Origin of the sequence: Herbaspirillum sp. GW103 (assembly GCF_000261365.1) — a bacterium.
Classification (GTDB): domain Bacteria; phylum Pseudomonadota; class Gammaproteobacteria; order Burkholderiales; family Burkholderiaceae_D; genus Herbaspirillum.
This window is the reverse complement of sequence record NZ_AJVC01000004.1, coordinates 387,900-414,649: the sequence shown is the minus strand read 5'-3', so window position 1 is coordinate 414,649 and position 26,750 is coordinate 387,900. Positions and strand designations below refer to the sequence as shown.

At 62.4% G+C, this 26,750-nt stretch carries 29 protein-coding genes; 19 read left to right on the top strand and 10 right to left on the bottom strand.

What is annotated here, in order from left to right; translation table 11 throughout:
- Positions 1-26: 26 nt before the first annotated feature.
- Positions 27-1,295, bottom strand: a complete 1,269-nt coding sequence (purD, locus tag GWL_RS14030; protein ID WP_008331278.1) for a phosphoribosylamine--glycine ligase — start codon at positions 1,293-1,295, stop codon at positions 27-29.
- 72 nt (positions 1,296-1,367) lie between these two features.
- Positions 1,368-2,093, bottom strand: a complete 726-nt coding sequence (locus GWL_RS14025; protein ID WP_008331277.1) for a YebC/PmpR family DNA-binding transcriptional regulator — start codon at positions 2,091-2,093, stop codon at positions 1,368-1,370.
- 228 nt (positions 2,094-2,321) lie between these two features.
- Here GWL_RS14025 and GWL_RS14020 point away from each other — a divergent pair, with 228 nt between their 5' ends.
- The 6 genes from GWL_RS14020 (at position 2,322) to GWL_RS14000 (ending at position 8,616) form a co-directional block, all read left to right on the top strand.
- A complete protein-coding gene (locus tag GWL_RS14020; protein WP_008331276.1) occupies positions 2,322-3,965 on the top strand; it encodes a helicase HerA-like C-terminal domain-containing protein in 1,644 nt (547 codons plus the stop codon).
- 69 nt (positions 3,966-4,034) lie between these two features.
- Complete coding sequence (locus GWL_RS14015; protein ID WP_008331269.1) at positions 4,035-4,955, top strand: DMT family transporter; 921 nt, start codon at positions 4,035-4,037, stop codon at positions 4,953-4,955.
- 75 nt (positions 4,956-5,030) lie between these two features.
- Positions 5,031-6,005 (top strand): quinone oxidoreductase, encoded by a 975-nt coding sequence (locus GWL_RS14010; protein ID WP_008331264.1) that lies wholly within the window; start codon positions 5,031-5,033, stop codon positions 6,003-6,005.
- A gap of 48 nt (positions 6,006-6,053) precedes the next feature.
- Positions 6,054-6,224 (top strand): hypothetical protein, encoded by a 171-nt coding sequence (locus GWL_RS23670; protein WP_008331263.1) that lies wholly within the window; start codon positions 6,054-6,056, stop codon positions 6,222-6,224.
- Between the two features lie 260 nt (positions 6,225-6,484).
- The gene (locus tag GWL_RS14005; RefSeq protein WP_008331260.1) at positions 6,485-7,573 is read left to right on the top strand and encodes an ABC transporter substrate-binding protein; all 1,089 of its coding nucleotides are present in this window, start codon (positions 6,485-6,487) and stop codon (positions 7,571-7,573) included.
- A gap of 107 nt (positions 7,574-7,680) precedes the next feature.
- Entirely contained in the window at positions 7,681-8,616 is a 936-nt protein-coding gene (locus GWL_RS14000; RefSeq protein ID WP_008331255.1) for a DMT family transporter, read from the top strand.
- 6 nt (positions 8,617-8,622) lie between these two features.
- Here GWL_RS14000 and GWL_RS13995 read toward each other — a convergent pair whose 3' ends face one another.
- Positions 8,623-9,276, bottom strand: coding sequence for a DUF4136 domain-containing protein (locus GWL_RS13995; protein ID WP_008331254.1), 654 nt, complete (start codon positions 9,274-9,276; stop codon positions 8,623-8,625).
- Positions 9,277-9,700: 424 nt separating this feature from the next.
- Here GWL_RS13995 and pepN point away from each other — a divergent pair, with 424 nt between their 5' ends.
- Positions 9,701-12,397 carry an aminopeptidase N gene (gene pepN, locus GWL_RS13990; RefSeq protein WP_008331253.1) on the top strand — a complete coding sequence of 899 codons (2,697 nt, stop codon included), beginning with the start codon at positions 9,701-9,703 and terminating at the stop codon, positions 12,395-12,397.
- Between the two features lie 75 nt (positions 12,398-12,472).
- A complete protein-coding gene (locus GWL_RS13985; protein WP_008331252.1) occupies positions 12,473-13,474 on the top strand; it encodes a class 1 fructose-bisphosphatase in 1,002 nt (333 codons plus the stop codon).
- Positions 13,475-13,577: 103 nt separating this feature from the next.
- On the opposite strand, the gene GWL_RS13980 is transcribed toward GWL_RS13985, so the two are convergent.
- The 3 genes from GWL_RS13980 to GWL_RS13970 form a co-directional block, all read right to left on the bottom strand.
- Complete coding sequence (locus tag GWL_RS13980) at positions 13,578-15,116, bottom strand: sensor domain-containing diguanylate cyclase (protein ID WP_008331251.1); 1,539 nt, start codon at positions 15,114-15,116, stop codon at positions 13,578-13,580.
- Between the two features lie 118 nt (positions 15,117-15,234).
- Positions 15,235-16,140: an EamA family transporter RarD gene (rarD, locus tag GWL_RS13975; RefSeq protein WP_008331250.1), complete on the bottom strand. Its 906-nt coding sequence runs from the start codon at positions 16,138-16,140 to the stop codon at positions 15,235-15,237.
- Between the two features lie 139 nt (positions 16,141-16,279).
- Positions 16,280-16,591, bottom strand: a complete 312-nt coding sequence (locus GWL_RS13970) for a hypothetical protein (protein WP_008331249.1) — start codon at positions 16,589-16,591, stop codon at positions 16,280-16,282.
- Positions 16,592-16,797: 206 nt separating this feature from the next.
- Here GWL_RS13970 and GWL_RS13965 point away from each other — a divergent pair, with 206 nt between their 5' ends.
- The 3 genes from GWL_RS13965 to GWL_RS23420 all read left to right on the top strand — a co-directional run bounded on the left by GWL_RS13965 (position 16,798) and on the right by GWL_RS23420 (position 18,493).
- Positions 16,798-17,094 (top strand): hypothetical protein, encoded by a 297-nt coding sequence (locus GWL_RS13965; RefSeq protein ID WP_034350849.1) that lies wholly within the window; start codon positions 16,798-16,800, stop codon positions 17,092-17,094.
- 254 nt (positions 17,095-17,348) lie between these two features.
- Complete coding sequence (locus tag GWL_RS13960; RefSeq protein WP_008331248.1) at positions 17,349-18,176, top strand: ABC transporter substrate-binding protein; 828 nt, start codon at positions 17,349-17,351, stop codon at positions 18,174-18,176.
- A 149-nt stretch (positions 18,177-18,325) separates the two neighbouring features.
- Positions 18,326-18,493: a hypothetical protein gene (locus GWL_RS23420; protein WP_008331247.1), complete on the top strand. Its 168-nt coding sequence runs from the start codon at positions 18,326-18,328 to the stop codon at positions 18,491-18,493.
- Positions 18,494-18,606: 113 nt separating this feature from the next.
- Here the strand turns inward: GWL_RS23420 and GWL_RS13955 are convergent, their stop codons facing one another.
- Positions 18,607-18,855, bottom strand: a complete 249-nt coding sequence (locus GWL_RS13955; protein ID WP_008331244.1) for a DUF3297 family protein — start codon at positions 18,853-18,855, stop codon at positions 18,607-18,609.
- Positions 18,856-19,097: 242 nt separating this feature from the next.
- On the opposite strand from GWL_RS13955, the gene GWL_RS24045 reads away from it, so the two are divergent.
- The 4 genes from GWL_RS24045 (at position 19,098) to GWL_RS13940 (ending at position 21,251) form a co-directional block, all read left to right on the top strand.
- Entirely contained in the window at positions 19,098-19,220 is a 123-nt protein-coding gene (locus tag GWL_RS24045) for a hypothetical protein (protein WP_008331242.1), read from the top strand.
- Between the two features lie 474 nt (positions 19,221-19,694).
- The gene (locus GWL_RS13950) at positions 19,695-20,180 is read left to right on the top strand and encodes a FecR domain-containing protein (protein WP_237713574.1); all 486 of its coding nucleotides are present in this window, start codon (positions 19,695-19,697) and stop codon (positions 20,178-20,180) included.
- The gene (locus tag GWL_RS13945; RefSeq protein ID WP_237713573.1) at positions 20,173-20,784 is read left to right on the top strand and encodes an OmpA family protein; all 612 of its coding nucleotides are present in this window, start codon (positions 20,173-20,175) and stop codon (positions 20,782-20,784) included. Before GWL_RS13950 ends, GWL_RS13945 begins: the two co-directional genes overlap by 8 nt.
- Before the next feature lie 290 nt (positions 20,785-21,074).
- Positions 21,075-21,251, top strand: a complete 177-nt coding sequence (locus GWL_RS13940; RefSeq protein WP_008331236.1) for a hypothetical protein — start codon at positions 21,075-21,077, stop codon at positions 21,249-21,251.
- 31 nt (positions 21,252-21,282) lie between these two features.
- Here GWL_RS13940 and GWL_RS13935 read toward each other — a convergent pair whose 3' ends face one another.
- Positions 21,283-21,660 carry a response regulator gene (locus tag GWL_RS13935; protein ID WP_008331232.1) on the bottom strand — a complete coding sequence of 126 codons (378 nt, stop codon included), beginning with the start codon at positions 21,658-21,660 and terminating at the stop codon, positions 21,283-21,285.
- Between the two features lie 256 nt (positions 21,661-21,916).
- Between GWL_RS13935 and GWL_RS13930 the strand changes: the two genes are divergently transcribed.
- A complete protein-coding gene (locus tag GWL_RS13930; protein WP_008331230.1) occupies positions 21,917-22,537 on the top strand; it encodes a LysE family translocator in 621 nt (206 codons plus the stop codon).
- On the opposite strand, the gene GWL_RS13925 is transcribed toward GWL_RS13930, so the two are convergent.
- Positions 22,534-22,770 (bottom strand): hypothetical protein, encoded by a 237-nt coding sequence (locus tag GWL_RS13925; RefSeq protein ID WP_034351194.1) that lies wholly within the window; start codon positions 22,768-22,770, stop codon positions 22,534-22,536. The genes GWL_RS13930 and GWL_RS13925 overlap by 4 nt on opposite strands.
- A gap of 183 nt (positions 22,771-22,953) precedes the next feature.
- Complete coding sequence (locus GWL_RS24095) at positions 22,954-24,231, bottom strand: PAS domain-containing methyl-accepting chemotaxis protein (protein ID WP_008331228.1); 1,278 nt, start codon at positions 24,229-24,231, stop codon at positions 22,954-22,956.
- 243 nt (positions 24,232-24,474) lie between these two features.
- Here GWL_RS24095 and GWL_RS13915 point away from each other — a divergent pair, with 243 nt between their 5' ends.
- From GWL_RS13915 to GWL_RS13905, 3 genes are all read left to right on the top strand, one after another.
- Positions 24,475-25,377 (top strand): DNA/RNA non-specific endonuclease, encoded by a 903-nt coding sequence (locus GWL_RS13915; RefSeq protein ID WP_034351192.1) that lies wholly within the window; start codon positions 24,475-24,477, stop codon positions 25,375-25,377.
- Positions 25,378-25,509: 132 nt separating this feature from the next.
- Positions 25,510-26,031 (top strand): DUF2846 domain-containing protein, encoded by a 522-nt coding sequence (locus GWL_RS22765; RefSeq protein WP_157174247.1) that lies wholly within the window; start codon positions 25,510-25,512, stop codon positions 26,029-26,031.
- 128 nt (positions 26,032-26,159) lie between these two features.
- Complete coding sequence (locus GWL_RS13905; RefSeq protein WP_034350847.1) at positions 26,160-26,729, top strand: hypothetical protein; 570 nt, start codon at positions 26,160-26,162, stop codon at positions 26,727-26,729.
- Positions 26,730-26,750: the final 21 nt, after the last annotated feature.

The following is a 26,750-nucleotide window of genomic DNA, read 5'->3' as shown; positions in this document are numbered from 1 at the left end:
GGGATGGGGACGGCATGCGGCCCGGCTTAGCGCTTCAAGGCGCGCCAGCCGATGTCGCGGCGCATCTGCGAACCGGCGAAGTGGATCAGGTCGGCAGCGTCATAGGCGTGCTTCTGCGCGACCTTGACGCTGTCGCCCAGACCCACCACGCACAGCACGCGGCCGCCGTTGGTGGTCAGCTTGTCACCGTTGAGGACCGTGCCGGCGTGGAAGGTCACGCAATCGGGCGTTTCGGCCGGGATATCGGTGATCAGATCACCACGGCGCGGTTCTTCCGGATAGCCGTGCGCGGCCATGACCACGCCCAGTGCGGTGCGGCGGTCCCATTCCAGTTCGACCTTGTCCAGCGTGCCGGTGACGGCGTGTTCAAACACGGTCAGCAGATCGGTCTTCAGGCGCGCCATGATGGGCTGGGTTTCCGGATCGCCCATGCGGCAATTGAATTCCAGCGTCTTGGGATTGCCGTCGGCATCGATCATCAGGCCCGCATACAGGAAGCCTGAGAAGGGGATGCCATCCTTGGCCATGCCCTGCACGGTGGGTACGATGATTTCGCGCATCACGCGCGCATGCAGCGCCGGGGTGACGATGGGCGCGGGCGAATAGGCACCCATGCCGCCAGTGTTGGGACCCTGGTCATGATCCTGCAGGCGCTTGTGGTCCTGGCTGGTGGCCAGCGGCAGGATGTTCTTGCCGTCGACCATGACGATGAAGGAAGCTTCTTCACCGGCCAGGAATTGCTCGATCACCACGCGCGCACCGGCGTCGCCCAGCTTGTTGTCGGAGAGCATCATGTCCACGGCCGTATGCGCTTCTTCCAGCGTCATGGCAACCACCACGCCCTTGCCGGCGGCCAGGCCGTCGGCCTTGATGACGATGGGCGCGCCCTTTTGGGCGATGTAGTCATGCGCGGCGGCAACGTCCGAGAAGGTCTGGTATTCGGCGGTAGGGATCGCATGGCGCTGCATGAAGGACTTGGCGAAGTCCTTGGAGCTTTCCAGCTGGGCCGCTTCCTTGGTGGGGCCGAAGATCTTCAGGCCGCGGGCACGGAAGACGTTGACGATACCGGCAGCCAGCGGGCCTTCCGGACCGACCACGGTCAGTGCCACGTGCTCCTGCTCGACGAAGTCGGCCAGGGCCACGGGATCGGTGATGGCGATGTTCTGCAGGCGCTCGTCGAGCGCAGTGCCGCCATTGCCGGGAGCAACATAGACCGTCTGGATGCGCGGCGACTTGGCAATGGCCCAGGCCAGCGCATGTTCACGGCCACCGGAGCCAACAACTAGGATTTTCATGGGATAGGAAGATATAAGTGGCGAATGGGGCGGAAAGGGGCGTGTTGTCCGAATCGGTTCAATTCAGGTGAATTATTCTTCGATCACGGCATTGGTATAGAGCTCCTGGGTATCGTCCAGGTTCTCCAGCGCATCCAGCAGTTTCTGCATCCTGACGCCATCCTCGCCGGCGAACACGGTTTCGGTGGAGGGCTTCATGGTGATCTCGGCGACTTCGGCCTTGAAGCCGGCCGCTTCCATGGCGGACTTGACGGCTGCGAAGTCGTTGGGGGCGGTCAGCACTTCGATGCCGCCTTCGTCGTCGGTGATGACGTCTTCGGCACCGGCTTCCAGCGCCGCTTCCATGACCGCATTCTCATCGGTGCCGGGCGCATACATCAGCTGGCCGCAGTGCTTGAAGAGAAAGGCCACCGAACCTTCGGTCCCCATGTTGCCGCCGAACTTGGAGAAGGCGTGACGCACTTCGGCCACGGTACGGACGCGGTTGTCGGTCATGCAGTCGACGATGATGGCCGCGCCGTTGATGCCATAACCTTCATAGCGCACTTCTTCATAGTTCACGCCATCCAGGGCGCCAGTGCCGCGCTGGATGGCGCGGGTCACGTTGTCCTTGGGCATGTTGGCGTCGGAGGCGCGGTCCACGGCCAGGCGCAGGCGCGGGTTGGTGTCCGGATCGCCTCCGCCCATGCGGGCGGCGACGGTGATTTCCTTGATCAGACGGGTCCAGACGCGACCGCGCTTTTCGTCCTGACGGCCTTTACGATGCTGAATATTGGCCCATTTGCTGTGTCCAGCCATGTTCAATCTTTCCTGCGAGAGAGTGAGGCCAGAACCGCCCCGCCTGCCCAGACCGCGCTCCGGGGCGCCTCGGCAAGACCGTGGGGCGCAGGTGACGCATCGCTGCAGAAGGGGACCGGCGCAGGCAGGACCGATAATACATTTCCTGGCGCCATGTTCTGACTATAATCGGGCGGGCATTTTACCATATCGCCACCCCATCATTTTTGCCTTCGAGGCCGAGCCGACATGATTAATCCGCTTCCGATCGCCACCCATTCAGGGGTGCAGCTGTGCCTGCTGCCGCAACTGGCCAACCGCCACGGCTGCATCACCGGCGCCACCGGCACCGGCAAGACCGTCACCCTGCAGGTGCTGGCCCAGGCCTTGTCCGACATCGGCGTGCCAGTCTTCATGGCGGACGTCAAGGGTGACCTCTCCGGTCTGGGCAAGGCCGGCAGCAACTCGCCCAAGACCAGCGCGCGCCTGGCCCAGCTGGGCCTGCCCGAGCCCGCCTGGGCCGCCGCGCCGGTAGCCTTCTGGGACGTCTATGGCGAGCAGGGTCATCCGGTGCGGGCCACCGTCTCCGACATGGGACCGCTGATGCTGGCCCGCATGCTCAACCTGAACGACACCCAGCAGGGCGTGCTGCAACTGGTCTTCAAGATTGCCGATGATCACGGCCTCTTGCTGCTCGATACCAAGGACCTGCGCGCCATGCTGCAGCATGTGGGCGAGAACGCGGCGCAGTTCAAGACCGAATACGGCAACATTTCGGCCGCCAGCGTGGGCGCCATCCAGCGCGGCCTGATCGCCATCGATGAACAGGGTGGCGACCGCTTCTTCGGCGAACCGATGTTGAACATCGAGGACTGGATGCAGACCGATGCGCAAGGTCGCGGCGTCATCAACATCCTCGCCGCCGACAAGCTCATGAACGCGCCGCGCCTGTATTCCACCTTCCTGCTGTGGATGCTCTCGGAGCTCTTCGAGCACCTCCCCGAGGTGGGTGACCTGGACCAGCCCAAGATGGCCTTTTTCTTCGACGAGGCGCACCTGCTTTTCGATGAAGCCCCCAAGCCGCTCCTGCAGAAGATCGAGCAGGTGGTGCGCCTGATCCGCTCCAAGGGCGTGGGCATCTATTTCGTGACCCAGAATCCGCTGGACATCCCCGACACCGTACTGGGCCAGTTGGGCAACCGCGTACAGCACGCCCTGCGCGCCTACACACCGCGCGACCAGAAGGCGGTGCAGGCCGCCGCCGAGACCTTCCGTCCCAATCCCATGGTCAACACCGCCCAGGCCATCACCGAACTGGGGGTGGGCGAGGCCCTGGTGTCCTTCCTGGACGAGAAGGGCCGGCCCAACATGGTCGAACGCGGCTACGTGCTGACACCGGCCTCGCAGATCGGTCCGCTCAGCGACCCGGAGCGGCGTGCCCTGATCGCGTCCTCGCTGGTGGCCGGTGTCTACGAACAGGCCATTGACCGCGAATCGGCCTATGAACGCCTGAAAGGCCGTGCCGTGCAGCAACCGCAGTCCGCCCCGGCCCCGGTCCCGCAAGAAGCCCCGGCACCGGTGGATGACAACGCCTGGGGCGCTTCGGCTGGCCGCACTGCACCGGCCCCGGCCAGCACCTCGCGTCCCGGCGGCGGTACGCGCATGCCGCCACCCCGGCCACAGCCATCGCCCGCACCGTCACAAGGCCAGAGCGGCGGCCTGGGGGATCTGCTCAAGGATGCCGCCGGCGGCATCTTCGGTAGCGGCAGTGGCAGCCGCCGCAGCGATTCGCCCTTGCAGGCCATGGTCAAGTCGGCCGCGCGCAGCATCGGTTCGCAGGTTGGCCGTGAACTCATTCGCGGCGTGCTCGGCACCCTGATGAAGAAACGCTGATCCGCCACCGCCCGCGCTGTCCGGACATCCGTACGGCGCGCGGGCAGCCCAGGGTTTACAATCGCGGCCATGACTGCCGCTCACTCCCCCGTCCATTCCACCCCGCGCCAGGCCTTCCTGGGCGGCTTGCTGCTGGCCATCGTCGGCGCCATTTTCTTTTCCGCCAAGGCCATCGTGGCCAAGCTGATGTACCGCTATCAGGTCGATGCGGTCATGGTGATCACCTTGCGCATGGTGTTTTCCTTCCCCATGTTTGCCGCCGTGGCACTGTGGAAGGCCCGCACCCAGCCGCCGCTGGCGCGCGCCGACGTCCTGCGCATCGTGGTGCTGGGCTTGATGGGCTATTACCTGTCGAGCTTCCTCGATTTCCTCGGGCTGCAATACATCTCCGCCGGGCTGGAACGGCTGATTCTGTTCCTCACCCCTTCCTTCGTGATGCTGATCGCTTTTTTCTTCTTCAAGCGCAAGGTCGGTGCGATCGAATGGGGCGCGCTGCTGGTGTCCTACTTCGGCACCGTGCTGGTGCTGCAGCATGATCTGCACACCGGCGGCAGCAACGTCCTCCTCGGCAGTGCCCTGGTGCTGGGCTCGGCCTTGAGCTATTCGATCTATCTGATTGCTTCCGGCGAGCTGGTCAGGCGGGTCGGCGCAGTGCGGCTGGTGGCCTATGCCATGTGCGTCTCCAGCGTGGCCTGCGTGATCCAGTTCTTCGTGTTGCGCGCTCCCTCTGATCTGGTCACGCAGGTGGCGGCGGTGTACCAGCTGTCCTTGTTCAACGCCGTGTTCTGCACCGTGCTGCCGGTGTTCTTAACCATGGTGGCGGTCTCTCGCATCGGTGCGCCCACTGCCGCCCAGGCCGGGCTGGTGGGGCCGGTGTCGACGCTGTTCATGGGCGCGGTCTTGCTGGATGAGCCCATCACCGGCATCCAGCTGGCCGGCACCGCACTGGTGCTGGCCGGCATGTGGCTGCTGTCGCGCAAGAAGCGCTGAGGCGTTTTATACTGCCTTACAAAAGTGAATTTTCAGGCGCGAAACCGAGCACCAACCACCAACCAGGAGACCCAGATGGCAAAAGCAATCCGCATGAGCAAGACCGGCGGCCCCGAAGTGATGGAATACGTGGACGTGGAAGTGGGCGAGCCAGGCCCCGGTGAAGTCCGCATCCGCCACGCTGCCGTCGGCCTGAACTTCATCGATTGCTACTTCCGCTCCGGTCTCTATCCCCAGCCGCTGCCCGCCGGACTGGGGCAGGAAGGCGCCGGCACCATCGAAGCGGTGGGGCCGGGCGTGGCCGGTTTCCAGGTCGGCGACCGCGTGGCCTACGCAGGCCGCCCCAATGGGGCCTACTGCGAAGCGCGGGTGATGCCCGCTGACATCCTGGTCAAGCTGCCCGATGCCATCAGTTTCGATACCGCCGCCGCCATGATGCTGCAGGGCATGACCGTGCAATACCTGCTGCGCCAGACCTATGTCGTGCAGCCCGGCGAGACCATCCTGTTCCACGCCGCGGCCGGCGGTATCGGCTTGATCGCCTGCCAGTGGGCGCGCGCGCTGGGTGTGAACCTGATCGGCACCGTCAGCAGCGACGAGAAGGCTGCGCTGGCCAAAGAACATGGCGCTGCCCACGTGATCAACTACAAGACCGAAAACTTCGTCGACCGCGTCAAGGAAATTACCGGCGGCAAGGGCGTCCCGGTGGTCTACGACTCCATCGGCAAGGACACCTTCACCGGCTCGCTGGATTGCCTGCGCCCGCGCGGCATGATGGTCAGCTTCGGCAATGCCTCCGGTCCGGTGGCGCCGTTCGGCGTGTCCGAACTGGCTTCCCGCGGCTCCTTGTTCCTGACCCGGCCTTCGCTGGGCAACTACATCTCCACCCGCGCCGAACTCGACGCCACCGCCGGTGACCTGTTTGACATGGTCGAGAGCGGCAAGATCAGCATCGAGATCAACCAGCGCTATGCCTTGAAGGATGCAGGCCAGGCGCATGCCGACCTGGAAGCGCGCAAGACCACCGGTTCGACCATCCTGATCCCCTGATGGCCGCCTGATTCATCCCGACTGACGCCAGCCACAAGAGAAAGCCTCATGGACCAGCCACCGCGCGAGCCCGGCCTCGACAACCCCATGGGGCATCCCCCCGAGCAGGCCACAGGCAACGACGGCTCGCCCAAGTTCGGGCGGCTGTTGGTCGTGCTGATCTGCGCGGTGCTCATGATCGTCTTCATCACCTTTGCCAGCGAAGCCTATTTTTCCTAGTTTTTTGCCGAATATCGAAATTATTCGGCATGGATCTCGCAAGTTATCGGTTTTTGCTCACGACTATGCGCAGATCGCGCATTTTTCTCCGTCTTGATCGTCAAATGCAGCCTTTGACGTTTGGGTGAGTTTCTTCACCCGAGCGCCTCCAGGGAGAACATTTTTGGCGGGAGAGGGAGATGGGAAGGAGCTGGCGTACGGTCGTCGTCCGGTGTGGCCGACTGGCCTTGGCATTGGCGTGGGCATGCGGCCTGCACGGGATGGCGGCAGCCGAGAACGGGGTCACAGCGCAAGAGATCGTCCTGGGCCAGTCCTCGCCCTTTACCGGACCGGCCGCCGAGGTCGGCCGGGATTTTCAGGAAGGAGCGCGCGGCTATTTTGCCCAGGTCAATGCCCGCGGCGGCGTCCATGGCCGACGCGTGCGGCTGTTGAGTCTGGATGACGGCTACGATCCTGAACGCACCCTGGCCAATACCCAGCAACTGATCTGGCGCGACAAGGTCTTCGCGCTGTTCGGCTTTTCCGGCACGCCTACGGTCCTGGCGGCATTGCCGGCCATCCGCGAGGCCGGTATTCCGCTGATTGCGCCGCACACGGGCGCGGTCGCCCTGCGCGAGCCTTTCCATCGCCTGATCTTCCACGTACGCGCCAGCTACGCGCAGGAAACCGACTTCCTCCTGCGCCAGTTGCAAGGCAATGGACGGGTGAGGGTGGCGGTGTTCTACCAGAACGACGAGCTGGGCAAGAGCCTGCTGGAGAACCTGCGCCAGCGCGTGAGCGTCTACGGCCTGACCCTGGTGGGCAGCCGGCCCATCGAGCGCAACAGCGATGAGGTTTCGGCCGCGGCAGAAAAATTCATGCAGATGCGCCCCGATGTGGTGATCCAGGCGGTGTCGTATCGACCGGCGGCCGCGCTCATCACGCACATGCGCGCAGCCGGCTATCTGGGAGGTTTTTCCAATTACTCCTTCGTCGGCAGCCAGTCGCTGGCCGCGCGCCTGCAGCAGGCCGGTGTCGGCACCGAGATTACCCAGGTGGTGCCGTTCCCCAACAAGGCCAGACTGCCCATCGTCTATGAGTATCAGAAAGCCATGGACAGCAGCGCCTCGCGTGCGGGCTGCAACTTCATCGGTCTGGAGGGCTACATCGCTGCCCGCGTGCTGGTGGAGGGCCTGCGCCGCGCCGGTCCCCATCTCACGCGCGCCGGCCTGATCCGGGCGCTGGAGAGCATCACCCCGGCCAACTACGATGGTGGCGGTTTCAGTCTGCATTTCAGCCGCACCGATCACAGCGGTTCGGATTTCGTCGACCTGACCGCCATCGGCACGGGCGGGCGCTTCATCAATTGAGGGGCAGCGCGGCGGGCCAGCAGGCCGGGTCGGTGTTGGGCTACACTGTGGCGCTGCGCCCGGCGACCGGTCGGACGCCCCCGCCACCTTCATTGCAAGGACTTACCGTGACCGGCTCCCGTTCTCCTTCCCTGGCTGCGCCCCATTACTCGGGGGTGGCGCTGATGGCCGCCTGCAGCGCCGGCTTCCTGTGGGGCACCGGTGCCCTGGTGGTCAACATCCTGATCGCGCAATACGGTTTTGCTCCCGGCGACATCTCCTTCTGGCGCTTTGCGGTGGGTGCCGTCTTCCTGTGCCTGGTGTTCGGCACCCGCATCCATCTGCCAACCCTGCGCACGCTGCTGCTGCCCGTGCTGCTGGCCGGTACCACCATGGCGGGTTACGTGCTGTGCTGGTTCCTCGGGATAGAGCGCATCGGCGCGGCTATTCCCACCCTCATCGCCCTGTGCCTGCCGCCGGTGTTCTCCACCTTGATCGCGCTGCTGCGCGGACAGGACAGGCTGGACTGGACGCTGGCGACCGTACTGACCGCTGCCCTGGGCGGCACCGTGCTGATCGTGGCGCGGCACCAGAGCGCCGATACGGCGGGGTCGGGCCAGATGGACCTGGTGATCGGCCTGCTCTGTTCGGTGACCTCGGCGCTGCTCTATACCGGCTTCACGCTGGTCAGCGGACGGCTCTCCGCGGCCCTGGGGGCAGGACCATCGGCCACCTGCCTGACCGTGGTGGCGGCCCTGGTGATGGGCCTGGCCAGCCTGGCCCGGCCGCTGCACTGGCCCAGCGGCCTGCCGCCGCAGGCCTGGTATCTCTACCTGGGCGTGGTCACGGCGGCCCTGGCGCTGCTGGTGTTCAGCTGGGGCGCCGCGCGCCTGACCCCTACGGCCCTGACCGTGGCCACGCTCATCGAGCCGCTCACCGCCGTGCTGCTGGCGGCCCTGCTGCTGGGGCAGACCCTGAGCCCCAGCCAGTGGCTGGGCGGCGCGCTGCTGCTGTTGAGCATCTGGGGACTGGGCAAGCGGCTGGGACGGCCGCCGCATGGCTGAGGACGATCAGTCCTCCGGCTGGCCGTTCTTGTCGACCTTGATGCGGATGTGCCGCGTCACCCCGCTGGGGCCGGGGAAGTCATCAAAGGCGGCGCGTACCATGGCCGGCATGGCCTCCGCCAATCCAGCGCGCTGGCCTTCGCTGTCCACCACCACATCGAACAGCTTCTTGCCGTCGCTGGCCTGGCTGATGCCGATCTGCAGCCGCCGCAGGAAGACCGGATAGCTGGTCGTCTGCATCGGTGCGCCATACCAGAAGGGATCGTAGAAGGGACCATAAGGCCCGTAGAAGCCGAACGGACGTGGTCCGAAGCGCCCCCAGCCCGGACCCGGACCATAGAAGAAGGGATCGTAGGCCGGCTGGCTCACCACCACCTGCCCGGTATTCATGCCGTAGCTGAAGCTGACCTGCAATTGCGCCGACTTCAGATCACGTGCCTCGGTAAATCCCAGGAACTGCAGCTCCTGGCGGATCAGGCCGGCATAGTTCTGATATTGCAGGTCGTTTTCCTGGTCCTTGGCCGGGGCGAAGGCATAGTCCTTCTGGTTGTCGCCGGGCGACCAGGCGTGGAAAGCGGTAACGTTGCTCTCGATGACCGAGGCGCAACCGGAGAGCAGCAAGCTGGCCGCTGCAAGAAGGGGGTAAAGCCAGCGTTTCATGAACGAACTCCATCAGAAAAAGGTCCGGCATCGGGTGCAAGGCCAGGATGCCATGGGCAGGGCGCTTGCGCGGCGATATGAAGCAAAAGGCAGAAAGCCGGGCCTGGTCAGACTCTGCGCGAGGCCATTTTGATCCCGGGCGGCGAGTGCTCGCCGCAAAGCCGCATGGCGCCTGCCCGGCGCATCCCGATGCGGGGCAAGTGCCGGTTTGGTCATTGTACTGGCCAGAGGGCGATATGAACCATGTTTCCCGCCGATGGTCCCTGAGGGAGGGCGGCGCAGCAATTCAGGCCGATTCCATTCGCGCAGTGCGGGATGATTGGTAAAATCGGGTTTTTGCTGCACCTGAATTGGCTTCCTGCTGTCTTAGCCTTCACCTTAGCCATCATTTTTGACCTCCATTTCCCTTCCCGGACAGGCCTCCATGCGCACCGATACGCCCCAGACGATCTACCGTAAAGACTACGCCGCTCCCAACTACCTGGCCGACACCGTCGAGATGGGTTTCGACCTTGATCCCGCCGACACCCGTGTAGCCACCCGCATTACTCTGACCCGCAACCCCGCCGCCCGCGGCCGCGACCTGGTGCTCTTCGGCGAAGAGCTGGAACTGGTGGCCCTGCGCCTGAACGGCAAGACGCTCTCGCAGGCCCAGGGCGATTTCCGCATCGCCGGCGGTGTGCTGACCATCCCCGCCGCCCCGGCCAAGGTGACGCTGGAGATCGAGACCCTGGTGCATCCGGACCGCAATACTTCGTTGATGGGCCTGTATGTGTCCAACGGCAATTTCTTCACCCAGTGCGAAGCCGAAGGTTTCCGCAAGATCACCTACTTCCCGGACCGTCCGGACGTGATGGCCAAATTCACCGTCATGCTGCGCGCCGACAAGGCCCGCTATCCGGTGCTGCTGTCCAACGGCAACCTGATCGAGCAGGGCGACCTGCCCGATGGCCGCCACTATGCCAAGTGGGAAGATCCGTTCAAGAAGCCCTCTTACCTGTTCGCCCTGGTGGCCGGCCAGTTGGTCTGCCAGGAAGAAACCGTGCGCCTGCATTCGGGCCGTGATGCGCTGCTGCAGGTGTGGGTGGAAGAGGGCAACCTCGACAAGACCCAGCACGCCATGGATTCGCTCAAGAACAGCATCACCTGGGACGTCGAACGCTTCGGCCTGGACCTCGACCTGGACCGCTTCATGATCGTCGCCGTCGGTGACTTCAACATGGGCGCCATGGAAAACAAGGGCTTGAACATCTTCAACACCAAGTACGTGCTGGCCAATCCGCGCATCGCCACCGATGTCGACTTCGCCAACATCGAAGCGGTGGTCGGCCACGAGTATTTCCACAACTGGACCGGCAACCGCGTCACCTGCCGCGACTGGTTCCAGCTGTCCCTGAAGGAAGGTCTGACCGTCTTCCGCGATCAGGAATTCTCGGCCGACATGATCGGCAGCGACAGCGGCCGCGCCGTCAAGCGCATCGATGATGTGCGCGTGCTGCGCCAGGCGCAGTTCCCGGAAGATGCCGGTCCGATGGCACACCCGGTGCGTCCTGACTCCTTCGTCGAAATCAACAATTTCTACACCGTCACCGTCTACGAAAAGGGCGCTGAGGTCGTGCGCATGTATCAGACCCTGCTGGGCCGCGATGGCTTCCGCAAGGGCATGGACCTGTACTTCAAGCGCCACGATGGCCAGGCCGTGACCTGCGACGATTTCCGCGCCGCCATGGCCGATGCCAATGGCCGCGACCTGTCGCAGTTCGAGCGCTGGTACAGCCAGGCCGGCACGCCCCTGGTACAAGCCGCGGTCGACTACGATGCCAAGCGCAAGACCCTGACCCTGACGCTGGAACAAAGCTGCCCGGCCACGCCCGGCCAGAAGAAGAAACAGCCCTTCCACATCCCCGTGGCCGTGGGCCTCTTGGATGCGCAAGGCCGTGACCTGGCGCTGACCCTGCAAGGCGAGAAGAAAGCCGGTGCCACCACCCGCGTGCTGGAACTGACCAAGGCCAAACAGAGCTTCACCTTCACCAACGTCGATGCAAAACCGGTGCCCTCGCTGCTGCGTGGTTTCTCCGCCCCGGTGGTCCTGCAATACGATTACAGCGATGCCGAACTGGCCTTCCTGATGGCGCATGACAGCGATGCCTTCAATCGTTGGGAAGCCGGCCAGCGCCTGGCCACGCGTCGCCTGTTGAATCTGACGGTGGCCGTGCAGGCCGCGCGCCAGTCCGGCCACGTGGTGGCGGTCGACACCGTGCTCAACAACATCGAGCACGATGGTGCCCTGGCTGAAGCCCTGCGTGCCACCCTCAAGGACGAGTCGCTGGACCCGGCCTTCCGCGAACTGGTGCTGACCCTGCCGTCGGAAACCATGATCGCCGAACAGATGGAAGTCATCGACCCGCACGCCATCCACGTGGCGCGCCAGTTCCTGCGCCGCTCGCTGGCGCGCGAACTGCGTGAGGACCTGCTGGCGGTGTATCGCGCCCACCAGACCCCGGGCGCCTACAGCCCCGACGCCGCATCGGCCGGCCACCGTGCCTTGAAGAACGTGGCCCTGTCCTACCTGGCCGAGCTCGATGATGAAGAAGCCATGGCCCTGGCCCAGCAGCAGGACCAGGACGCCAACAACATGACCGACCGCCTGGCCGCGCTGTCGGCGGTCTTGAACAGCGCCGCCCCCGGCAAGAGCGAAGCGCTGCAGCGCTTCTATGCCGAGTTCGAACAGGAAGCCCTGGTCATCGACAAGTGGTTCACCCTGCAGGCCACGGCCCGCAATGCCGATGTGAACACCGTGCGGACATTGACCGAGCATCCGGCCTTCACGTTGAAGAACCCCAATCGCGCCCGCAGCCTGATCTTCAGCTTCTGCAACGGCAACCCCTCGGCCTTCCATGCGCTGGACGGCAATGGCTATGCCTTCTGGGCCGAACAGGTGATCGCCTTGAACGCCAGCAATCCGCAAGTGGCCGCTCGCCTGGCGCGCAGCCTGGACCGCTGGCGCAAGTACACTCCGGCGCTGCAGGAAAAGATGCGCCTGGCCCTGCAACAGGTTGCAGCCACGCCCAAACTCTCGCGCGACGTGGCCGAAGTCATCACCAAGGCCCTGGCCGATTGATCTGTCAGACAGATAAATGATCCCTCACTCATTCATCCGATTCATTAAATAAAAACCACTGCAAGGAAGACCACCATGAAACGCATCAGCCTCACGCAACACCTGATCGAGCAGCAGCGCCTGCACAACAAGATCCCGTCCGAGCTGCGCCTCTTGATCGAAGTCGTCGGCCGTGCCTGCAAGTCGATCTCGCATGCCGTGGGCAAGGGCGCGCTGGGCGAAGTGCTGGGCAGCGCCGGCAGCGAAAACGTACAGGGTGAAGTGCAGAAGAAGCTGGACGTGATCTCCAACGAGATCCTGCTGGAAGCCAATGAATGGGGCGGTCACCTGGCGGCCATGGCCTCGGAAGAAATGGAGACCATCCACCGCATCCCCAACCGCTACCCCAAGGGCGAATACCTGCTGATGTTCGATCCGCTGGATGGCTCCTCCAACATCGACGTCAACGTCTCCATCGGTACCATCTTCTCGGTGCTGAAGGCCCCGGAAGGCATGACCGAGCCGACCGAGCAGGACTTCATGCAGCCCGGCACCAAGCAGGTCGCCGCCGGCTATGCCGTCTATGGCCCGCAGACCGTGCTGGTGCTGACCACCGGCGACGGCGTGCACTGCTTCACGCTGGACCGTGAAATGGGCGCCTGGGTGCTGACCCAGAAGGACATCAAGATTCCCGAAGACACCAAGGAATTCGCCATCAACGCCTCCAACCAGCGTCACTGGTTCCCGCCGGTCACCCGCTACGTGGATGAAATGCTGGCCGGTTCCACCGGTGTGCGCGGCAAGGATTTCAACATGCGCTGGATCGCCTCCATGGTGGCCGACGTGCATCGCATCCTGAACCGCGGCGGCATCTTCATGTACCCGGCCGATGCGCGTGAGCCGGGCAAGCCGGGCAAGCTGCGCCTGATGTACGAAGCCAACCCGATGGCCTTCATCGTCGAGCAGGCCGGTGGCGCCGCCACCGACGGCCAGCAGCGCATCATGGACATCCAGCCGGAAAAGCTGCACCAGCGTGTGGCCGTGTTCCTGGGGTCGAAGAATGAAGTCGAGCGCGTGACCTCGTATCACAAGGAGTAAGTCTGCGGCGCGTGGTGCGCGCGTTGCAGACCATGCGCAAATCATGCGCAAACCATGCCGCCCGGTATATGCCGGGCGGCATTTTTTCTGCCGGCGGCTCCGTCTATGTTCTGGCCAGCCTGACCTGGTTGCGTCCGCCATGCTTGGCGTCATAGAGCGCGGCATCGGCGCGGCCCAGCAGGTCTTGCGCCGTACGTTCATCAGGCCGCAGCAATTCCATGGCGCAGACCCCGGCGCTGGCCGTCACCACGCCGGTTGGATTGCCGCGATGGGGCAGGTCCAGCGCCTGGATCTCTGCCCGGATCTTCTCGGCCACCTGCATGGCGCCGGCGGCATCGGTCTCGGGCAGCAGCATGACCATTTCCTCGCCGCCGTAGCGCGCGGCAAGGTCGCCCGGACGGCGCTGGCGCTGCTTGAGAACCTCCGCGATGCGGCGCAGGCATTCATCACCAGCCTGGTGGCCATAGAGGTCGTTGTACTGCTTGAAGAAATCCACATCGATCATGATCAGCGACAGCGCCGACCCGCTGCGCGCCGCGCGCCGGAACTCCGCTGCCAGCGTGGTATCGAGATGGCGTCGGTTGGCCAGGCCGGTCAGGCCATCCTGGTGCGCCAACTGCTCCAGGCGCTGGTTGGCCTGGTGCAGTTCGCCCATGACTTGCAGCGCGCGGTCTTCGGCGACCAGGCGCAGTTCGATCTGGCCGATCAGGCGCCAGCCGAACACGGCGATGATGATCAGCAGCAGCAATACCGCCACGCCATAGACGATGGTCTGCTGGCGCCACGGGGCCAGGACTTCATCACGGGTGGAGGTCACCGTCACCAGCAGCGGGAAACCCTGCACCGGCTGCCAGGACACGTAGCGATCGATATCATCCAGCGGTGAATGCACCAGTGCGTGGCCGCTGCCGGTACTGGCCAGCACCGGGCCGATGGCCGGATCGCGGCTCAGGTCAACGTCGACGAAGGCCGGATTGAAGGGCTGGCGCGTGAGTACCTTGCCGGGGCGCAGCAGCAGCAGGATGGCGCTGTCGCGCCCGATCTCCACCGTCTGGTAGAGCGCATTGAAGTGATCCAGCCGCAAGGTCGCCAGCAGCAGTCCGGCGAAGCGGCCATCGGGATGATTCAGGCGGCGCGACATGGGGATGATCCACTGGTCGGTACTGCGGCTGAGCAAGGTCGGATGGATGTGCGGTTCGGGATCGTCGTGATCGCGCTGATAGATGAAGTACTCGCGGTCGGCATTGTTGGCATCGGCCGCGCGTGGCGGCGAGGAACTGGCGACCCGGTTGCCGTGCTCATCGAAGATGTAGAGCCCGTCGAGCTGCGGCATTTCGCTGGCCAGCCGGCGCAGGATGGGGCTCATGGCATGCAGCTGCGCGTGGTTGGTACCGGTCTCGTCGATGCGGTCGCTGATGTTGATCAGGGCGCCATGGGTGGCCTGGAACACGTCATAGGCATGGCGCGCCAGGGTGCGGGCGATGTTGCCCGAATAGATGCGGGTGTTGTCCAGCTGTACCATGCGTGCGGCCAGGCTTTGCCAGATGTGACCGGCAGCGATGGCCAGGCAGATCAGCACGACGAACAGCCGTGCCCGCCGCGCTACCGAATGGCGCGCTACCCGCCCTGCCTTTGCCAGCATTGGCCGCATGTAATGTCTCCCCCTCCTGCCGGTCTGCGCCCTCCCCAAGGACGACCGTGGCTGCCAGTATAAGGTCTGGCTCAGCCGTACTGGCCCCGATCAGTCCACGAAAATGCCCTCAATTCATGCTCTGCACCGCAGGTCGGCGCATCAGCCTGACGCTGTGCAGGGCCGTCAGTACCACCGACAGCCAGATCGGCACATAGGTACCCAGCTGCGTCAGTCGCAGGCTTTCGCCCAGCACCGCCATGGCCACCAGCACCAGCAGTACCGGTTCCACGTAGCCCAGGATGCCGAACAGGCCCATGGGCAACAGCTTGCCGGCACGCAGGTAGCTGGTCAGGGCGATCATGCTCAGGATCCCCAGACCGGGCAGCAGCAGCCACATGGCCGGCGTGTGCAGGGTGGGCAGCGAGGCCGGGCTCATGATGAGGGCGACCAGCGACGGCAGCGCCAGCACCATCAGTTCCACCGCGAAAATGAGCATCGAATCCAGACGGATGCGCCGACGCAGGATGAAGTAGGGCGGATAGCCCAGCGCCACCGCCAGCGTCGGCCAGGAGAAGGCGCGCGTCATCCATAGTTCATGCGCCACGCCGATGCAGGCGCACAGCACCGCCAGGCGCTGCAGCAGGTCCATCTTCTCGCCATAGTGGAAGCGGCCCACCAGCACCATCGACAGGGGCAGCATGAAATAGCCCAGCGAGACTTCCAGTGCCCGGCCATTGACCGAGCCCCACAGGAAGAGCCATTGCTGCAAGCCCAGCAAGGCCGCCATGAGCAGCAGCAGGAGCACGCGCGAGGGACTGGCCAGCAGTTCGGCCATGGCCGCGCGCAGGCGCGGCAGTTCTCCGCGCCAGGCCAGCAGGCCGAGCACGCACAGCAGGGTAATGAGGATGCGCCAGGCAAAGATGTCCGTGCCATCCAGTGGCGCCAGCAGACGGGTATAGCCGGAGAGAAAGGCGAACAGGGAAGAGGCCAGCACGGACAAGCCGATGCCGCGGCCGACAAGTTGAGGATTCATTACGGGACCGGGTGTGTCCGGCGCAAGGAAGAGGCGCCGGCAAAAGCGCGATTCTACGGCATGCCGGGCCGGTCGGTGGCGCCCATGCAGAAAGCCCCGGTCGGGGCCGGGGCTTCGGGGGCGAGGCGAGAAGCGAGGATCATGCCCCCGGAGAGGTGCCCATCGGGCCATCCTTCAGTTCACGCGCGTAGTTGTTGGGACGACCATTGGGCACTTCATAGCTCTTGCGGTCGATGTACTGGCCGTTCTGGCCGCTTTCCTGCATGGCGGCCGGCGAGCTGGTCTGGTCGCCCTGGTAGTTGTAGTACTGCGACTGCGACGACGTGGAGTCATATTGCTGCTGCGGGCTGGTCTGCATGGAACTGCCGTCCTGATCATAGGACTGCGCATAGGCACCCGTGGCGAAGGTGGCAGCGGCCAGCACGGCGGCGGTGAGGAAGGTCTTGGTCATGGCTGTTCTCCTTTATCCTTGGTTGCGCATTCGATGCTGCCGAATGCAGTCGGGACTTCAGTGGCGGATCGGGGCTTGCTTGCATCCGCAGGGGGGCCTTCGTTTCCTGGAAGCAGGCGCGGCAGCTTGGCGGGTCGCCTGCATTGCGTGAAAACTTGGCTTCATCATAGGAATCCCGACGCAGCGCGGCAGTCGGAAAGGCCAGCATGTTCTTGTCGGACGATTCGCGCGCCTCTGACAGTGGGGCTGGAGCGGCACAGGCAAAACATGCCGGTTTCCGGATGGATGCAAAAGTGAATGCAGTTCACCTCATCAGTGAATGCGCCGCATCATTGAATAATTCAGGCTCCATTCGGATGCGAGCAGACCAGGTCCTTGCCTTCGCAGTGCCTGTCAGCGTGCCAGCTGACACGCGCCCCCGGTTTCGTTACAAGACGTATCGTTGCGTCATTGCCGCGCATCTCCGGGGCAGCACGGCGGCGCTGCTGCGCGAGCTTGTGTGAGGATGTGCTGAAGGCGCGCTGAAGGTGTGCTGCCGCGGAGATGATCGGATCGGGGCTTTGTTCTGTGGACAACCATGCCGCTTGATCTGCGACAGGTGACGGCCAGATCGCTGTGGCAAAAATGCGCTGCTCTCTCGCCACGCGCGAAATGCGTTTTGGCGTGGGGCGCAACCGGGGTTATGCTGAAGCGGACATGATTTGCTCGCACCGCCTGTTCAGGGCCGCGTGATGAAGCAGAAGAAAAGGGGGGGACCATGCACACACCATCCTGCGCCACGGCACTGGCCGTCTTTACGGTGCTCACTGCGCTCACGGCGCTGACCGCGCCGCCGACGGTGCAGGCGGCCGATTGCAGCAAGGTCGTCATCTCGGCTGATTCCGATTACGCCCCCTTGCACTGGTATGACGGCAAGCGGCTGACCGGGGCCAGCATCGAGATCGCCACCCGTGCCTTGAGTGCGCTCAACATCCCCTACGAGGTGCGCTACGTTGGCCCCTTCCATCGGGTACTCAAGGAAGCCGAGAGCGGCGAAGTGGCCATGGTGTCCTCGCTCAAGAACACGCCGGAGCGCCAGCAATATCTGGCCTTTGCCTCGGTGCCGCTGTTTGTCAATCCGATTGCGGTATTCGTGGCGCGCGACAAGCACTTCGCCTATGCGGGCTGGAAGGACCTGGTCGGCAAACGTGGCGCCATCACGCTGGGCAACCAGTTTGGTGGCGGCTTCGATGAATTCCTGCGCGACCATCTCACCATCGAGACGGCGCAAAAGTTTTACATGAATTTCACCAAGCTCGATTCAGGGCGGATCGACTATCTCATTACCGGTTACTACAACGGCATGATCTACCTGAACCAGACCGGCCAGACCGATCGCTTCATGCCCCTGCGCCCCTTCGTCAGCGAGAGCGACAATTACATCGCCATGAGCCGCGCCAGCCCCTGCGTGAAGCTGCTGCCCCGCATCAACGCCCAGCTGGAAGCCATGCAGAAGCGCGGTGAACTGCGCGCCGTACTGCAGAGCTTCGAAACCGATTTGCGCATCGACACCGCCAATCCCGCCGATGGTGACCGCGCCAGGTGAGGTGCGGTGTGTCGCTCTCGCTTTTCATCTTCCTTTCTCCATCCGGCGTGCGCCTCACGCGTGACTTATGGTGAGTAGCTGTGACTTCCGGTGGCACATGAGGCCTGGCCGGCAGATTTATCTTTCTTTCAGATACTCCCCAGAGCCGCATGGACAACAGTTCCGGCCTGGCACTGGAAGCCGAAGCCGCCCCGTTTTATGTACAGCACGCAGTGATGTCCAAGCTGCCGCAACTGACTGAAGCACTGGACCAGGCCCGCGAGCTGGTGCAGGCGGTGGCCGTTTTCCGGGTGGGACGCATGGCGCTGAGGGCCTGAAGCGACTTTGCCGGGGCGGCAACAGCAAAGGCCCGCAGCGTGATGCTGCGGGCCTTTCTGCATGCGGGGAGGAAATGGCCGCGCGTGAGCGCTGCCGGCAGATCAGGGAAGGATCAGCGGTAGAAAGCTTCGACCCGGCCCTTGAGCTTGGTCAGCATGGGATTGCCCTTGCGATCGAGGGCGCGACCGGCGGGGATCTTGATCCAGCCTTCGCTGATGCAGTACTCGCTGACGTTGTTCAATTCCTTGTCGTTGAGCTTGATGCCGATGTCGTGCTCGAAGAGGGCGGCATCGTAATGCGGGCTGCGGGGATCGATGCTGAGTCGATCGGGGAGGGCGGGGCGTTGTGCGGTATCGTTCATGGGCGCGATTATCGGATATAAAAACCGCCAAGACAATGGCTCTGCGGCCTGCCGGCGTTGCGCGTCGTGCTGGCCCTGGCCGTACGGCAGCGGGCGATGGCGGGCACTCGGCTATAATGTCGGGCCTTGGCCGCTGGCCCGCCCCGCTGGATGCTCACTGGCAAGCCATGTGAAGTTCGTGGTGCGGGGAGGGCGGTCCAACCCGTCAACCTGCTGGCACCGCGCCGGCTGCTGGAGAAAACATGAACAATCGTGCAAGAAAACGCCTGATCTATCGCCGTCATCGCATCGGCATGCTCATCGCCGCCATCGAATCCCTGATCGCTCTGGAAGAATCGATGCTGGAAGCCAAGAAGGCGGCCTGAGCAGTTGCATCGCTTTGGCGGGTGTTGTGCTCACCCTTGAAAGACCGGTCATTTGCCTGACCGGTTTTTTTTCGTCCTGCGATGCGCTACCCCGGTGCCATGGCGATGGCACCGGGGTAGTGCATCGCAGGCTGCTTCCTTGAGACTCCAGCATGTACGTCAACCAGACCCCATTTCATCAACAGGCGTGAGATGCGTTCGGTCCAGAACCCGGAGGGAGCGCCCGGTTTGGGCGAATTGCCGCGTGACGAATTTGTGTCAAGACGTCCGGTCTTGACCCACTCGCGCCTTGCACTTCATCCCAAACGGGACTCGCTCGCACTCACGCCTGTTGATGAAATGGGTTCTAAAGAAAAGTTGACCGGAGGGATGATTTTCTGTGAAATTGCGCAGTGGCATCGTCGCCAGCTCGCTTCGTTTGGTCGTGCTGGCCGACGGATCATCATCACGATTTCGGGGGAACATGGCATGGGGATGGCGAACACAGGGAAGGCGGGCCTGCTGTGCAGATGGCGTGGGGTGCTGCTGGCCGGCATCTGGCTGCTGGGTCAGGCCGATGCGTCGGCACAGGAGAGCACAGCCAGCCAGGCCGGCATCGTCAAGGTACTGCAAGGGGATGTACACGCCGAGCGCAGTGGCAAGAGCCGGCCACTGGCCATTGGTGAGCGTCTCTATGCGGGAGACCGCGTCGTGACTGCTGCGGCCAGCTCGGTCGGCTTCACCCTGCGTGACGACACGCTCATCTCGCTCGGCCCCAACAGCCAGTTCCTGCTGGAACGATTCGCCTACAGCGACAAGACCGACGAAGGAAACATCGCCGTGCGGCTTACCAAGGGTACACTGCGCTACGTCTCCGGACTGATCGGCAAGCGTACCCCGGAGAACCAGTTGCTGAGCACGCCGACGGCTACCATCGGCATTCGTGGAACCGATTTCATCGTGGAGGTGCCCGGTGAATAAGCTACTGCTCTCCTTGTCGACGAACTGCGCCCTGATGGCGCTGGTCGTCCTGCTCGCAGCCTGTGCCGGGCCCGGCGAGCGTTTTGTTCTGCTGCCGCAGCCCGATGGTTCGGCCAGCAGCATCGTGGTCAAGACTGCCAGCGGTGAGACCGCGCTGACCTCTCCCTACGCTGCTGTCCAGACGCGCGCAGGCAAGCCCGAGCCTGTGCAGACACTGTCGGCGGCTGAAGTGGAGCGCCGTTACGCCGAGGTCATGCGCAGCCTGCCGGCACGCCCGCGCAGCTACGACTTGTTGTTCGAACTGGGAACGGACCGCCTCACGCCACCCTCCCAAGAATTGCTCAAGAAGGCCATCGCCGAGATCAAGGAATTCCCGGCCGGTGAATTTGTTCTCACCGGTCACGCCGACAATATCGGCAGTGATGCCACCAACGATGCCTTGTCGCTGCGCCGCGCGCGCCTCATCGAGCGCGAGCTGCAGCGGGCAGAGGTCAAGGCCCTGAGCATCGAGGTCATCGGCAAGGGAGCGCGCGATCCCCGGGTCCCGCAAAAACGCGGCGTGGCCGAGCCGCGCAACCGCTTCGTGGAAATCAAGATCCGCTGAACCAGCGCGCTTGCCTGGCAGCACAATCGCTCCCGGTCGTCGTCTCTCACCTCGGCAATGGTCAGGATAATCACGCCAGGCTGGTCGGGCCACGGCCTCATCGAGGCTCTTCAGACATGTGTCGGCGCCCCCCGTTGCCTCAGTGATCTCCCGGCCAAAATAAATCGTTGACTATCCAATAGCTCAGCAATGACGTGTGTGCGATACAGATAGGAAATTTCCTGATATTCCAGAATTTATATAAAACATAAGATCACGCCATCGCATCAACCTTTCCAATGCAGGCGGACATGGCCATGATTGATTTTCTTCTCCACTACGGCAGCTATCTCGCTGCGTTCTACGCGGCATACGTCGTGGTCGGCATGGCCTTGTCGGGCCTGTTCCTGTGGCGAGTACTCAAGCGCAAGCCGGCCATGCGGCCTACGCCTGCCAGAACGGACCAGGCGCAGTGCGATATCTCGTGAGGTTCATGGGAGCGGTGCGCAAGTGCCGCTGTCATTGCACCGCCTCGATGGTCGTGAGCAGTTGCTCGAATGAGCAGGGTTTGGTGAGCAGGGCTGCAAACACCCCCAACGCCTGCCAGGAGTTGCTCATGGGGGTGGCGCTGAGCAATACCACCGGAATGGTCGAGAACCGTACATCGGCCTTGATCCGGCTCGCCAGTTCGAAACCATCCATCACCGGCATGCGCAGATCGGTGAGCACCACATCGACCGGGGCCCCCGTACTGGCCATGAGCGCCAGCGCATCCTCGCCGTTACCGGCTTCCAGCACCTGATAGCCTGCGCCCTGGAAGACCTCCGCAAAAATGGTTCTGACATCCTTGTTGTCTTCAACGATCAGCAGGGTACGAGCGCGACTGCTCGGATTCATGAAGCGATCTCCGGGTGGATTGGCTGCGTCCTGAGATCAGAACGAACGGCATCGCGATTATGTGACCGAAATGGAAATATCTGCATCAGTCAATTCCTGTTTCACGGGAAAGATTCGCTGACGACGGTGTAAGAATATGTGCTTCACCTGCGCGTCGTTGTGCGGCCCGCTAGAATGAGCGTCTCGGTGGCTGGAACGCGTTTCACCCATAGGGATACGTTCTCCCGGTGTCACCCTCATTTGCCAAGGACCCATGATGTCTCCGGAAAGCCTGTTGCTGTTCCTTCCTTCCTGCTTCGCGCTGAACATGGCCTTTGGCCCCAACAATCTGCTGTCCATCACCATTGGCGCGCACCATGGCCTGCGACATGCACTGCTGGCGGCAGCGGGTCGCCTGGTGGCGTTTGCACTGATGATCGGCGTGGCCGCCGTGGGCATGGGCGCTCTGCTGATGGCCTCGCAGATGGCCTTTACGGTGGTCAAGCTGCTGGGGGCGGCGTATCTGATCTGGCTGGGTTGCAAGCTCATTTTCGCCAGGGTCGAGGTAAGCGGGCAGGGAGCTCAACCGCTGCAGCGCAGTATCACCGAACATGCCCGCAAGGAATTTTTGGTGGCCATCGGCAACCCCAAGGCCATCCTGGTGTTTACTGCGTTCTTCCCGCAGTTCGTGGTGCCTGAAAATTATTTATCCAGTTTTCTTACTCTGGGCGCGATCTTCCTGGTGCTGGAACTGGTGGCCATTGCGGCCTATGCCTACGCGGGAACGCGGCTCAAGGGGCTGATGCAGAATGCGCGTGGCCTGCGCTGGATGAACCGCATCAGTGGCGCGATGATGGTCTTCTTCGGCACGCTGCTGGCGCTGGCCAGGCGACCCTAGGAGAAGCTCAGTTCCAGGCCAAGCATCCTGGAGACGAGAAACGTTGCCACGCCCAGGACCACCAGCGAGATCACGAACAGCGCCGCCACCTTGCCGCTGGCGCGCAAGACCGCGTTGCGCTCGGCTTGCTTGCCCTTCTTGCCCTGGTCGTAGTGCCATTTGATGGCGTAGAACATGCCAATGCCGAGCACGGCAAGCTTGAAGATGATGAAGACGATTGGAACCCAATCCATGATGTCGACCATTCGATTCGCTGGAAGAAAAATCCGGTGCCAGCTTTGCGAATCCGAAAGTAGCAGAGGTGAGTCACCGTTTCCGTAACTGTGACGTGTGCATTCTAACCAAGGCAGTGCGTCGGGGTCCAGCAGACAAGATCCATACAAGCGCACGGATTGTTTTTTGGTCCCGGTTTAGGTTCATTTCATCAAGAGCTGGAGCTGGCCCACCGCTTCATTGACGTGCTCGATCTCGTTGGTCTGATTGTGCGCGGAAGTGCTGATGGTCTCGATGATCTCGCTGATGTTGTTGATGGACTCGACCATGGTGCTCATGGTCTTGCCGGCGTTCTTGACCAGATCCGCGCCCTGTCGGGCCTCATTGACCGAGCCGCCGATGAGGGTCTTGATTTCGCTGGCCGAGGTCGCCGTGCGTTGCGCCAGGCCGCGTACTTCACCGGCGACCACCGCAAATCCGCGTCCGTGCTCGCCCGCGCGGGCTGCTTCCACGGCCGCATTGAGGGCCAGCAGGTTGGTGCGGAAGGTGATTTCGTCGATCACGGCGATGATCTCGGTAATCTTGACCGCACTGGTATTGATCGCGGCCATCTTGTGTACCACCTCATTCATGACTTCTCCGCCCTGCACGACGACGGTCGAGGTGGACTTGACCAGCTGATTGGCCTGCTGCGCGCTGGTCGATCCTGCGCTCAATGCTTCGGACAGGCCCTTCACCGCTGCCTGCAGGGTCTGCGTGGCTTGAGTCTGGACGGTCACGTCGGTGGCATATTTGACGACCTTGAAGACCCGTCCATTCATGTCGAAGATGGGGTTGTAGTTTGCCTGCAGCCACAAGGCATCGCCATTTTTCTTGACCCGCCGATACAGTCCCGCGTCATATTCGCCCATGCCCAGCCGCTGCCAGAATTGCTTGTACTGCGGCGAAGCGCGCTCGGAAGGTTCGACGAAGATGGCGTGATGCTTGCCCTGGATCTCTGCAAGTGAATAGCCTACGGCGCGCAGGAAGTTGTCGTTGGCATGGAGGATATTGCCCTCCACATCAAATTGGATGACGGCGCGTACCTTGTTGATTGCCGTGATCTGCCCCGAGAAATCCGCTAGCTGCAGTTGCTGCTGCGTAACATCGCGGGCATATTTGACGATCTTGAAGGGACGTCCCCAGGCATCCATGATCGGGTTGTAGGTTGCCTGAATCCAGACCTCGGCGCCTGATTTCGTGATGCGGCGATAGAGGCGCTGATCGAATTGGCCGCGTCCGAGCTTCTGCCAGAACTGTGCATAGGCCGGAGCATTGCGCTCTTGCTCGTCGACGAAGATGCGATGATGCTGGCCTTTGATTTCGGCCAGCGAATAGCCCATGAGATCGAGGAAGTTCTTGTTGGCCTTGATGATCTTGCCGTCGAGCGTGAACTCGATGACGGCCACCGCTTTGTCAATTGCGGCGAGTTGTCCCAGCATGTCTGCTTTTTTTCTTCTGAAACGAGAGAAGAACGAGAGCGAATCAAGAAGAGCCATAGCAGGAAGCTGAATAAGGGTTGATCTTTGGCTAGCGCCATCTCGGCGCAAGCGGGAGGGTCATTTTTCTGGTTGAATGGAGATGACCTCTTCAGGCCGTAGTGTATGGAGCGGGAGAAAAACAACCATCGGAGATTTCCTGATGGGCTGGCAGGGATGGTGGATGCGCGTTACCATTCGGCCGCTATGGCAACACGACAGAAAAAGGCAGCCTCGCGCAAGCGCGCCACCTCCAGAAACAGCAAGCAGAAACGCACAGGATCCATCCGCCGTTTTCTGATTTCCTTCACCAGTACGACGCTCGTTGTCTTCGGCATTGCCAGTTGCGTCATCAACACGCAGCTGACCGAGGGCTGGCGGGAGCGATTGAGCCTGCCTCATCTCGACCTGCCGCTCGAGGACGCGCCTGCGCCTGCGCGTCAGGCCGAATCGGGGCGCACGGTCACTCGCTTTGCGCAATGTCCGCAGTTCTTCCCTGGCGCGCATCCCGTGCAATTGCCTGCGGGCGCGCACTTGCGGGAATTGTGTTTCAGCGCCTTTGCCGTGCTCTACAACACGCAGACCAAGACGCCCTTGGTCGTAGTGGAGCGCCTGAATCGCTCAGTCCTGGTGCATGCCCGGGAGCAACATCGTACGGACCGGTTCTATCCGGAGTCGCGGCTGCCGCGCGCAGAGCGGGCGGAGCTGGAGGATTACCGGGGATCGGGCTACGCGCGCGGACATATGGCGCCTGCCGGGGACATGGCGACGCCGGAGTCGATGGCGCAGAGTTTTTCATTGGCCAATATGGTCCCGCAGAATCAGAAGCACAATTCCGGCCCCTGGTCCAAGATCGAAAGGGATACGCGCAAGTACGCCATGCGCGCGCGCGGGGATGTGTTCGTCTTCACAGGACCGCTGTTCGATGCCGCGCCAAGCACGATAGGACGAGGTCACGTTGCCGTGCCTGCGCGACTCTTCAAGCTGGTGTATGACGCCAGCAACGGCAGGTCCTGGGCGTATGTGCAGGCCAACCGCGCTGATACCGAGGTGGGAGCGCCGATGGATTATGCGGCCTTTGTGCGGCGGACGGGGTTGCGGTTGTTATGACCGCCGCAGTCTTTGCTGATATAGTTTGCGACGTCCGCGATCGGCAAGATGCGGACAAATAAAAAATCAATACATCTCCGCAAAGGAGATAGGGGGAAGAAAATGATAAGAAATGTCGCCAGGTTCAATACCTTGTTTGCCACATTGCGCCGTCTGCTGATCGGGTTTTTCTGTTTGCAATGTCTGGCTTCTTGTTCCGCTACCGGCCCTTTGTTCAGCGACGCGGGTCCCGTCCCGGTGGACAAAGGCAGAGTGTATGTCTACCGTCCGGATCTATGGGCCATGGGAGTGGTACGGGCGCTGATCAGTGTGGATGGTACGCCGACTTTCGAACTGGATAACAACGGCTATTCCGTGCTTGATCTCACCCCGGGGGCTCATGTGTTTGTGCATACCTGGGGCAAGAAGTTCTATACCACTGACGTCGTCACAGGCAAGCCCGTAACGGTGACCGTCGATGTCAAGGCAGGCCAGACGAAATACGTGATCCTTCGTTCGCAGGCCAACAGTCGCCTGACGGATTTTTCGCCAACGCCAACGATGCGAACGCAATACAGCTGGCAGATTTCTGAAATCGCGAACAGTATCGGGCAAGAAGAGATCGCCAAAACGCATTACCAGGCGCCTCTGCCTGCAGTCGTGGGGACGAAGTAATGAGGTGAGGAATCACTCCCCAGTGCTTGAGACGTCAGCGTTTCTCGTGACTGCGATGTATTGCGTATGGTCTGGCAGCGTAAGTGCCCAGTCTTTTCTTGAATTGCTCTTCGAAATCTAAATCAAAAATGAGATCCCTCGCGTTTCGCCTGCTCGTCGTGTGCCTGTTCGGCAGTCTATTGGTTGGATGCGCTACCAATATCGAATTGGCCCCCATTGATTCTGCAAGAGTTGCCAAGGTCGATGTGATCGATAATCGTCCGGCTGACACCAAGGTTTACAAGTCATCCGACTGGGCAAAGGCGGTCAGGTATCTTGGTGATGACAGTTTCTCTACGCCGCCGTTGAAGCAGTTGGCCGCACTTCTGGAGGTGAGACTGAAGCCGGGGTCGTTTACTCTCCAAGTTGATCAATTCCGTGTCATTGACATTTTCCCCATCAGAAAGGGCCAGGCAATGGCGGGCGCATTTTTCGGAATAGGGATCGCCTTGTCGGTTCGGGTTCCGACGAACGATGACAGCATTCAGTGCATTTTCTCCGGGAAGCTTGGCACGCATTTGATTGAGACTGCCGAAGGCGAGACTTACAAACTCTCTCCTGTCGGCGTAATGGTTGCCAACGATCCGAGCTTCAAGTCGGCCGTCAATGGATGCTTGTCCAAGCTTGCGCAGAAAATCGCGGATGAGGCTGACCGGTAGTCTCCTTCGATATCTCCATTG

Coding starts and splice junctions, on each gene's coding strand:
- purD (WP_008331278.1), bottom strand. CDS start 1,295: ATGAAAATCCTAGTTGTTGGCTCCGGTGGCCGTGAACATGCGCTGGCC.
- GWL_RS14025 (WP_008331277.1), bottom strand. CDS start 2,093: ATGGCTGGACACAGCAAATGGGCCAATATTCAGCATCGTAAAGGCCGT.
- GWL_RS14020 (WP_008331276.1), top strand. CDS start 2,322: ATGATTAATCCGCTTCCGATCGCCACCCATTCAGGGGTGCAGCTGTGC.
- GWL_RS14015 (WP_008331269.1), top strand. CDS start 4,035: ATGACTGCCGCTCACTCCCCCGTCCATTCCACCCCGCGCCAGGCCTTC.
- GWL_RS14010 (WP_008331264.1), top strand. CDS start 5,031: ATGGCAAAAGCAATCCGCATGAGCAAGACCGGCGGCCCCGAAGTGATG.
- GWL_RS23670 (WP_008331263.1), top strand. CDS start 6,054: ATGGACCAGCCACCGCGCGAGCCCGGCCTCGACAACCCCATGGGGCAT.
- GWL_RS14005 (WP_008331260.1), top strand. CDS start 6,485: ATGGCGGCAGCCGAGAACGGGGTCACAGCGCAAGAGATCGTCCTGGGC.
- GWL_RS13995 (WP_008331254.1), bottom strand. CDS start 9,276: ATGAAACGCTGGCTTTACCCCCTTCTTGCAGCGGCCAGCTTGCTGCTC.
- pepN (WP_008331253.1), top strand. CDS start 9,701: ATGCGCACCGATACGCCCCAGACGATCTACCGTAAAGACTACGCCGCT.
- GWL_RS13985 (WP_008331252.1), top strand. CDS start 12,473: ATGAAACGCATCAGCCTCACGCAACACCTGATCGAGCAGCAGCGCCTG.
- GWL_RS13980 (WP_008331251.1), bottom strand. CDS start 15,116: ATGCTGGCAAAGGCAGGGCGGGTAGCGCGCCATTCGGTAGCGCGGCGG.
- rarD (WP_008331250.1), bottom strand. CDS start 16,140: ATGAATCCTCAACTTGTCGGCCGCGGCATCGGCTTGTCCGTGCTGGCC.
- GWL_RS13970 (WP_008331249.1), bottom strand. CDS start 16,591: ATGACCAAGACCTTCCTCACCGCCGCCGTGCTGGCCGCTGCCACCTTC.
- GWL_RS13965 (WP_034350849.1), top strand. CDS start 16,798: ATGTTCTTGTCGGACGATTCGCGCGCCTCTGACAGTGGGGCTGGAGCG.
- GWL_RS13960 (WP_008331248.1), top strand. CDS start 17,349: ATGCACACACCATCCTGCGCCACGGCACTGGCCGTCTTTACGGTGCTC.
- GWL_RS23420 (WP_008331247.1), top strand. CDS start 18,326: ATGGACAACAGTTCCGGCCTGGCACTGGAAGCCGAAGCCGCCCCGTTT.
- GWL_RS13955 (WP_008331244.1), bottom strand. CDS start 18,855: ATGAACGATACCGCACAACGCCCCGCCCTCCCCGATCGACTCAGCATC.
- GWL_RS24045 (WP_008331242.1), top strand. CDS start 19,098: ATGAACAATCGTGCAAGAAAACGCCTGATCTATCGCCGTCATCGCATC.
- GWL_RS13950 (WP_237713574.1), top strand. CDS start 19,695: ATGGCGAACACAGGGAAGGCGGGCCTGCTGTGCAGATGGCGTGGGGTG.
- GWL_RS13940 (WP_008331236.1), top strand. CDS start 21,075: ATGGCCATGATTGATTTTCTTCTCCACTACGGCAGCTATCTCGCTGCG.
- GWL_RS13935 (WP_008331232.1), bottom strand. CDS start 21,660: ATGAATCCGAGCAGTCGCGCTCGTACCCTGCTGATCGTTGAAGACAAC.
- GWL_RS13930 (WP_008331230.1), top strand. CDS start 21,917: ATGTCTCCGGAAAGCCTGTTGCTGTTCCTTCCTTCCTGCTTCGCGCTG.
- GWL_RS13925 (WP_034351194.1), bottom strand. CDS start 22,770: ATGGATTGGGTTCCAATCGTCTTCATCATCTTCAAGCTTGCCGTGCTC.
- GWL_RS24095 (WP_008331228.1), bottom strand. CDS start 24,231: ATGCTGGGACAACTCGCCGCAATTGACAAAGCGGTGGCCGTCATCGAG.
- GWL_RS13915 (WP_034351192.1), top strand. CDS start 24,475: ATGGCAACACGACAGAAAAAGGCAGCCTCGCGCAAGCGCGCCACCTCC.
- GWL_RS13905 (WP_034350847.1), top strand. CDS start 26,160: ATGAGATCCCTCGCGTTTCGCCTGCTCGTCGTGTGCCTGTTCGGCAGT.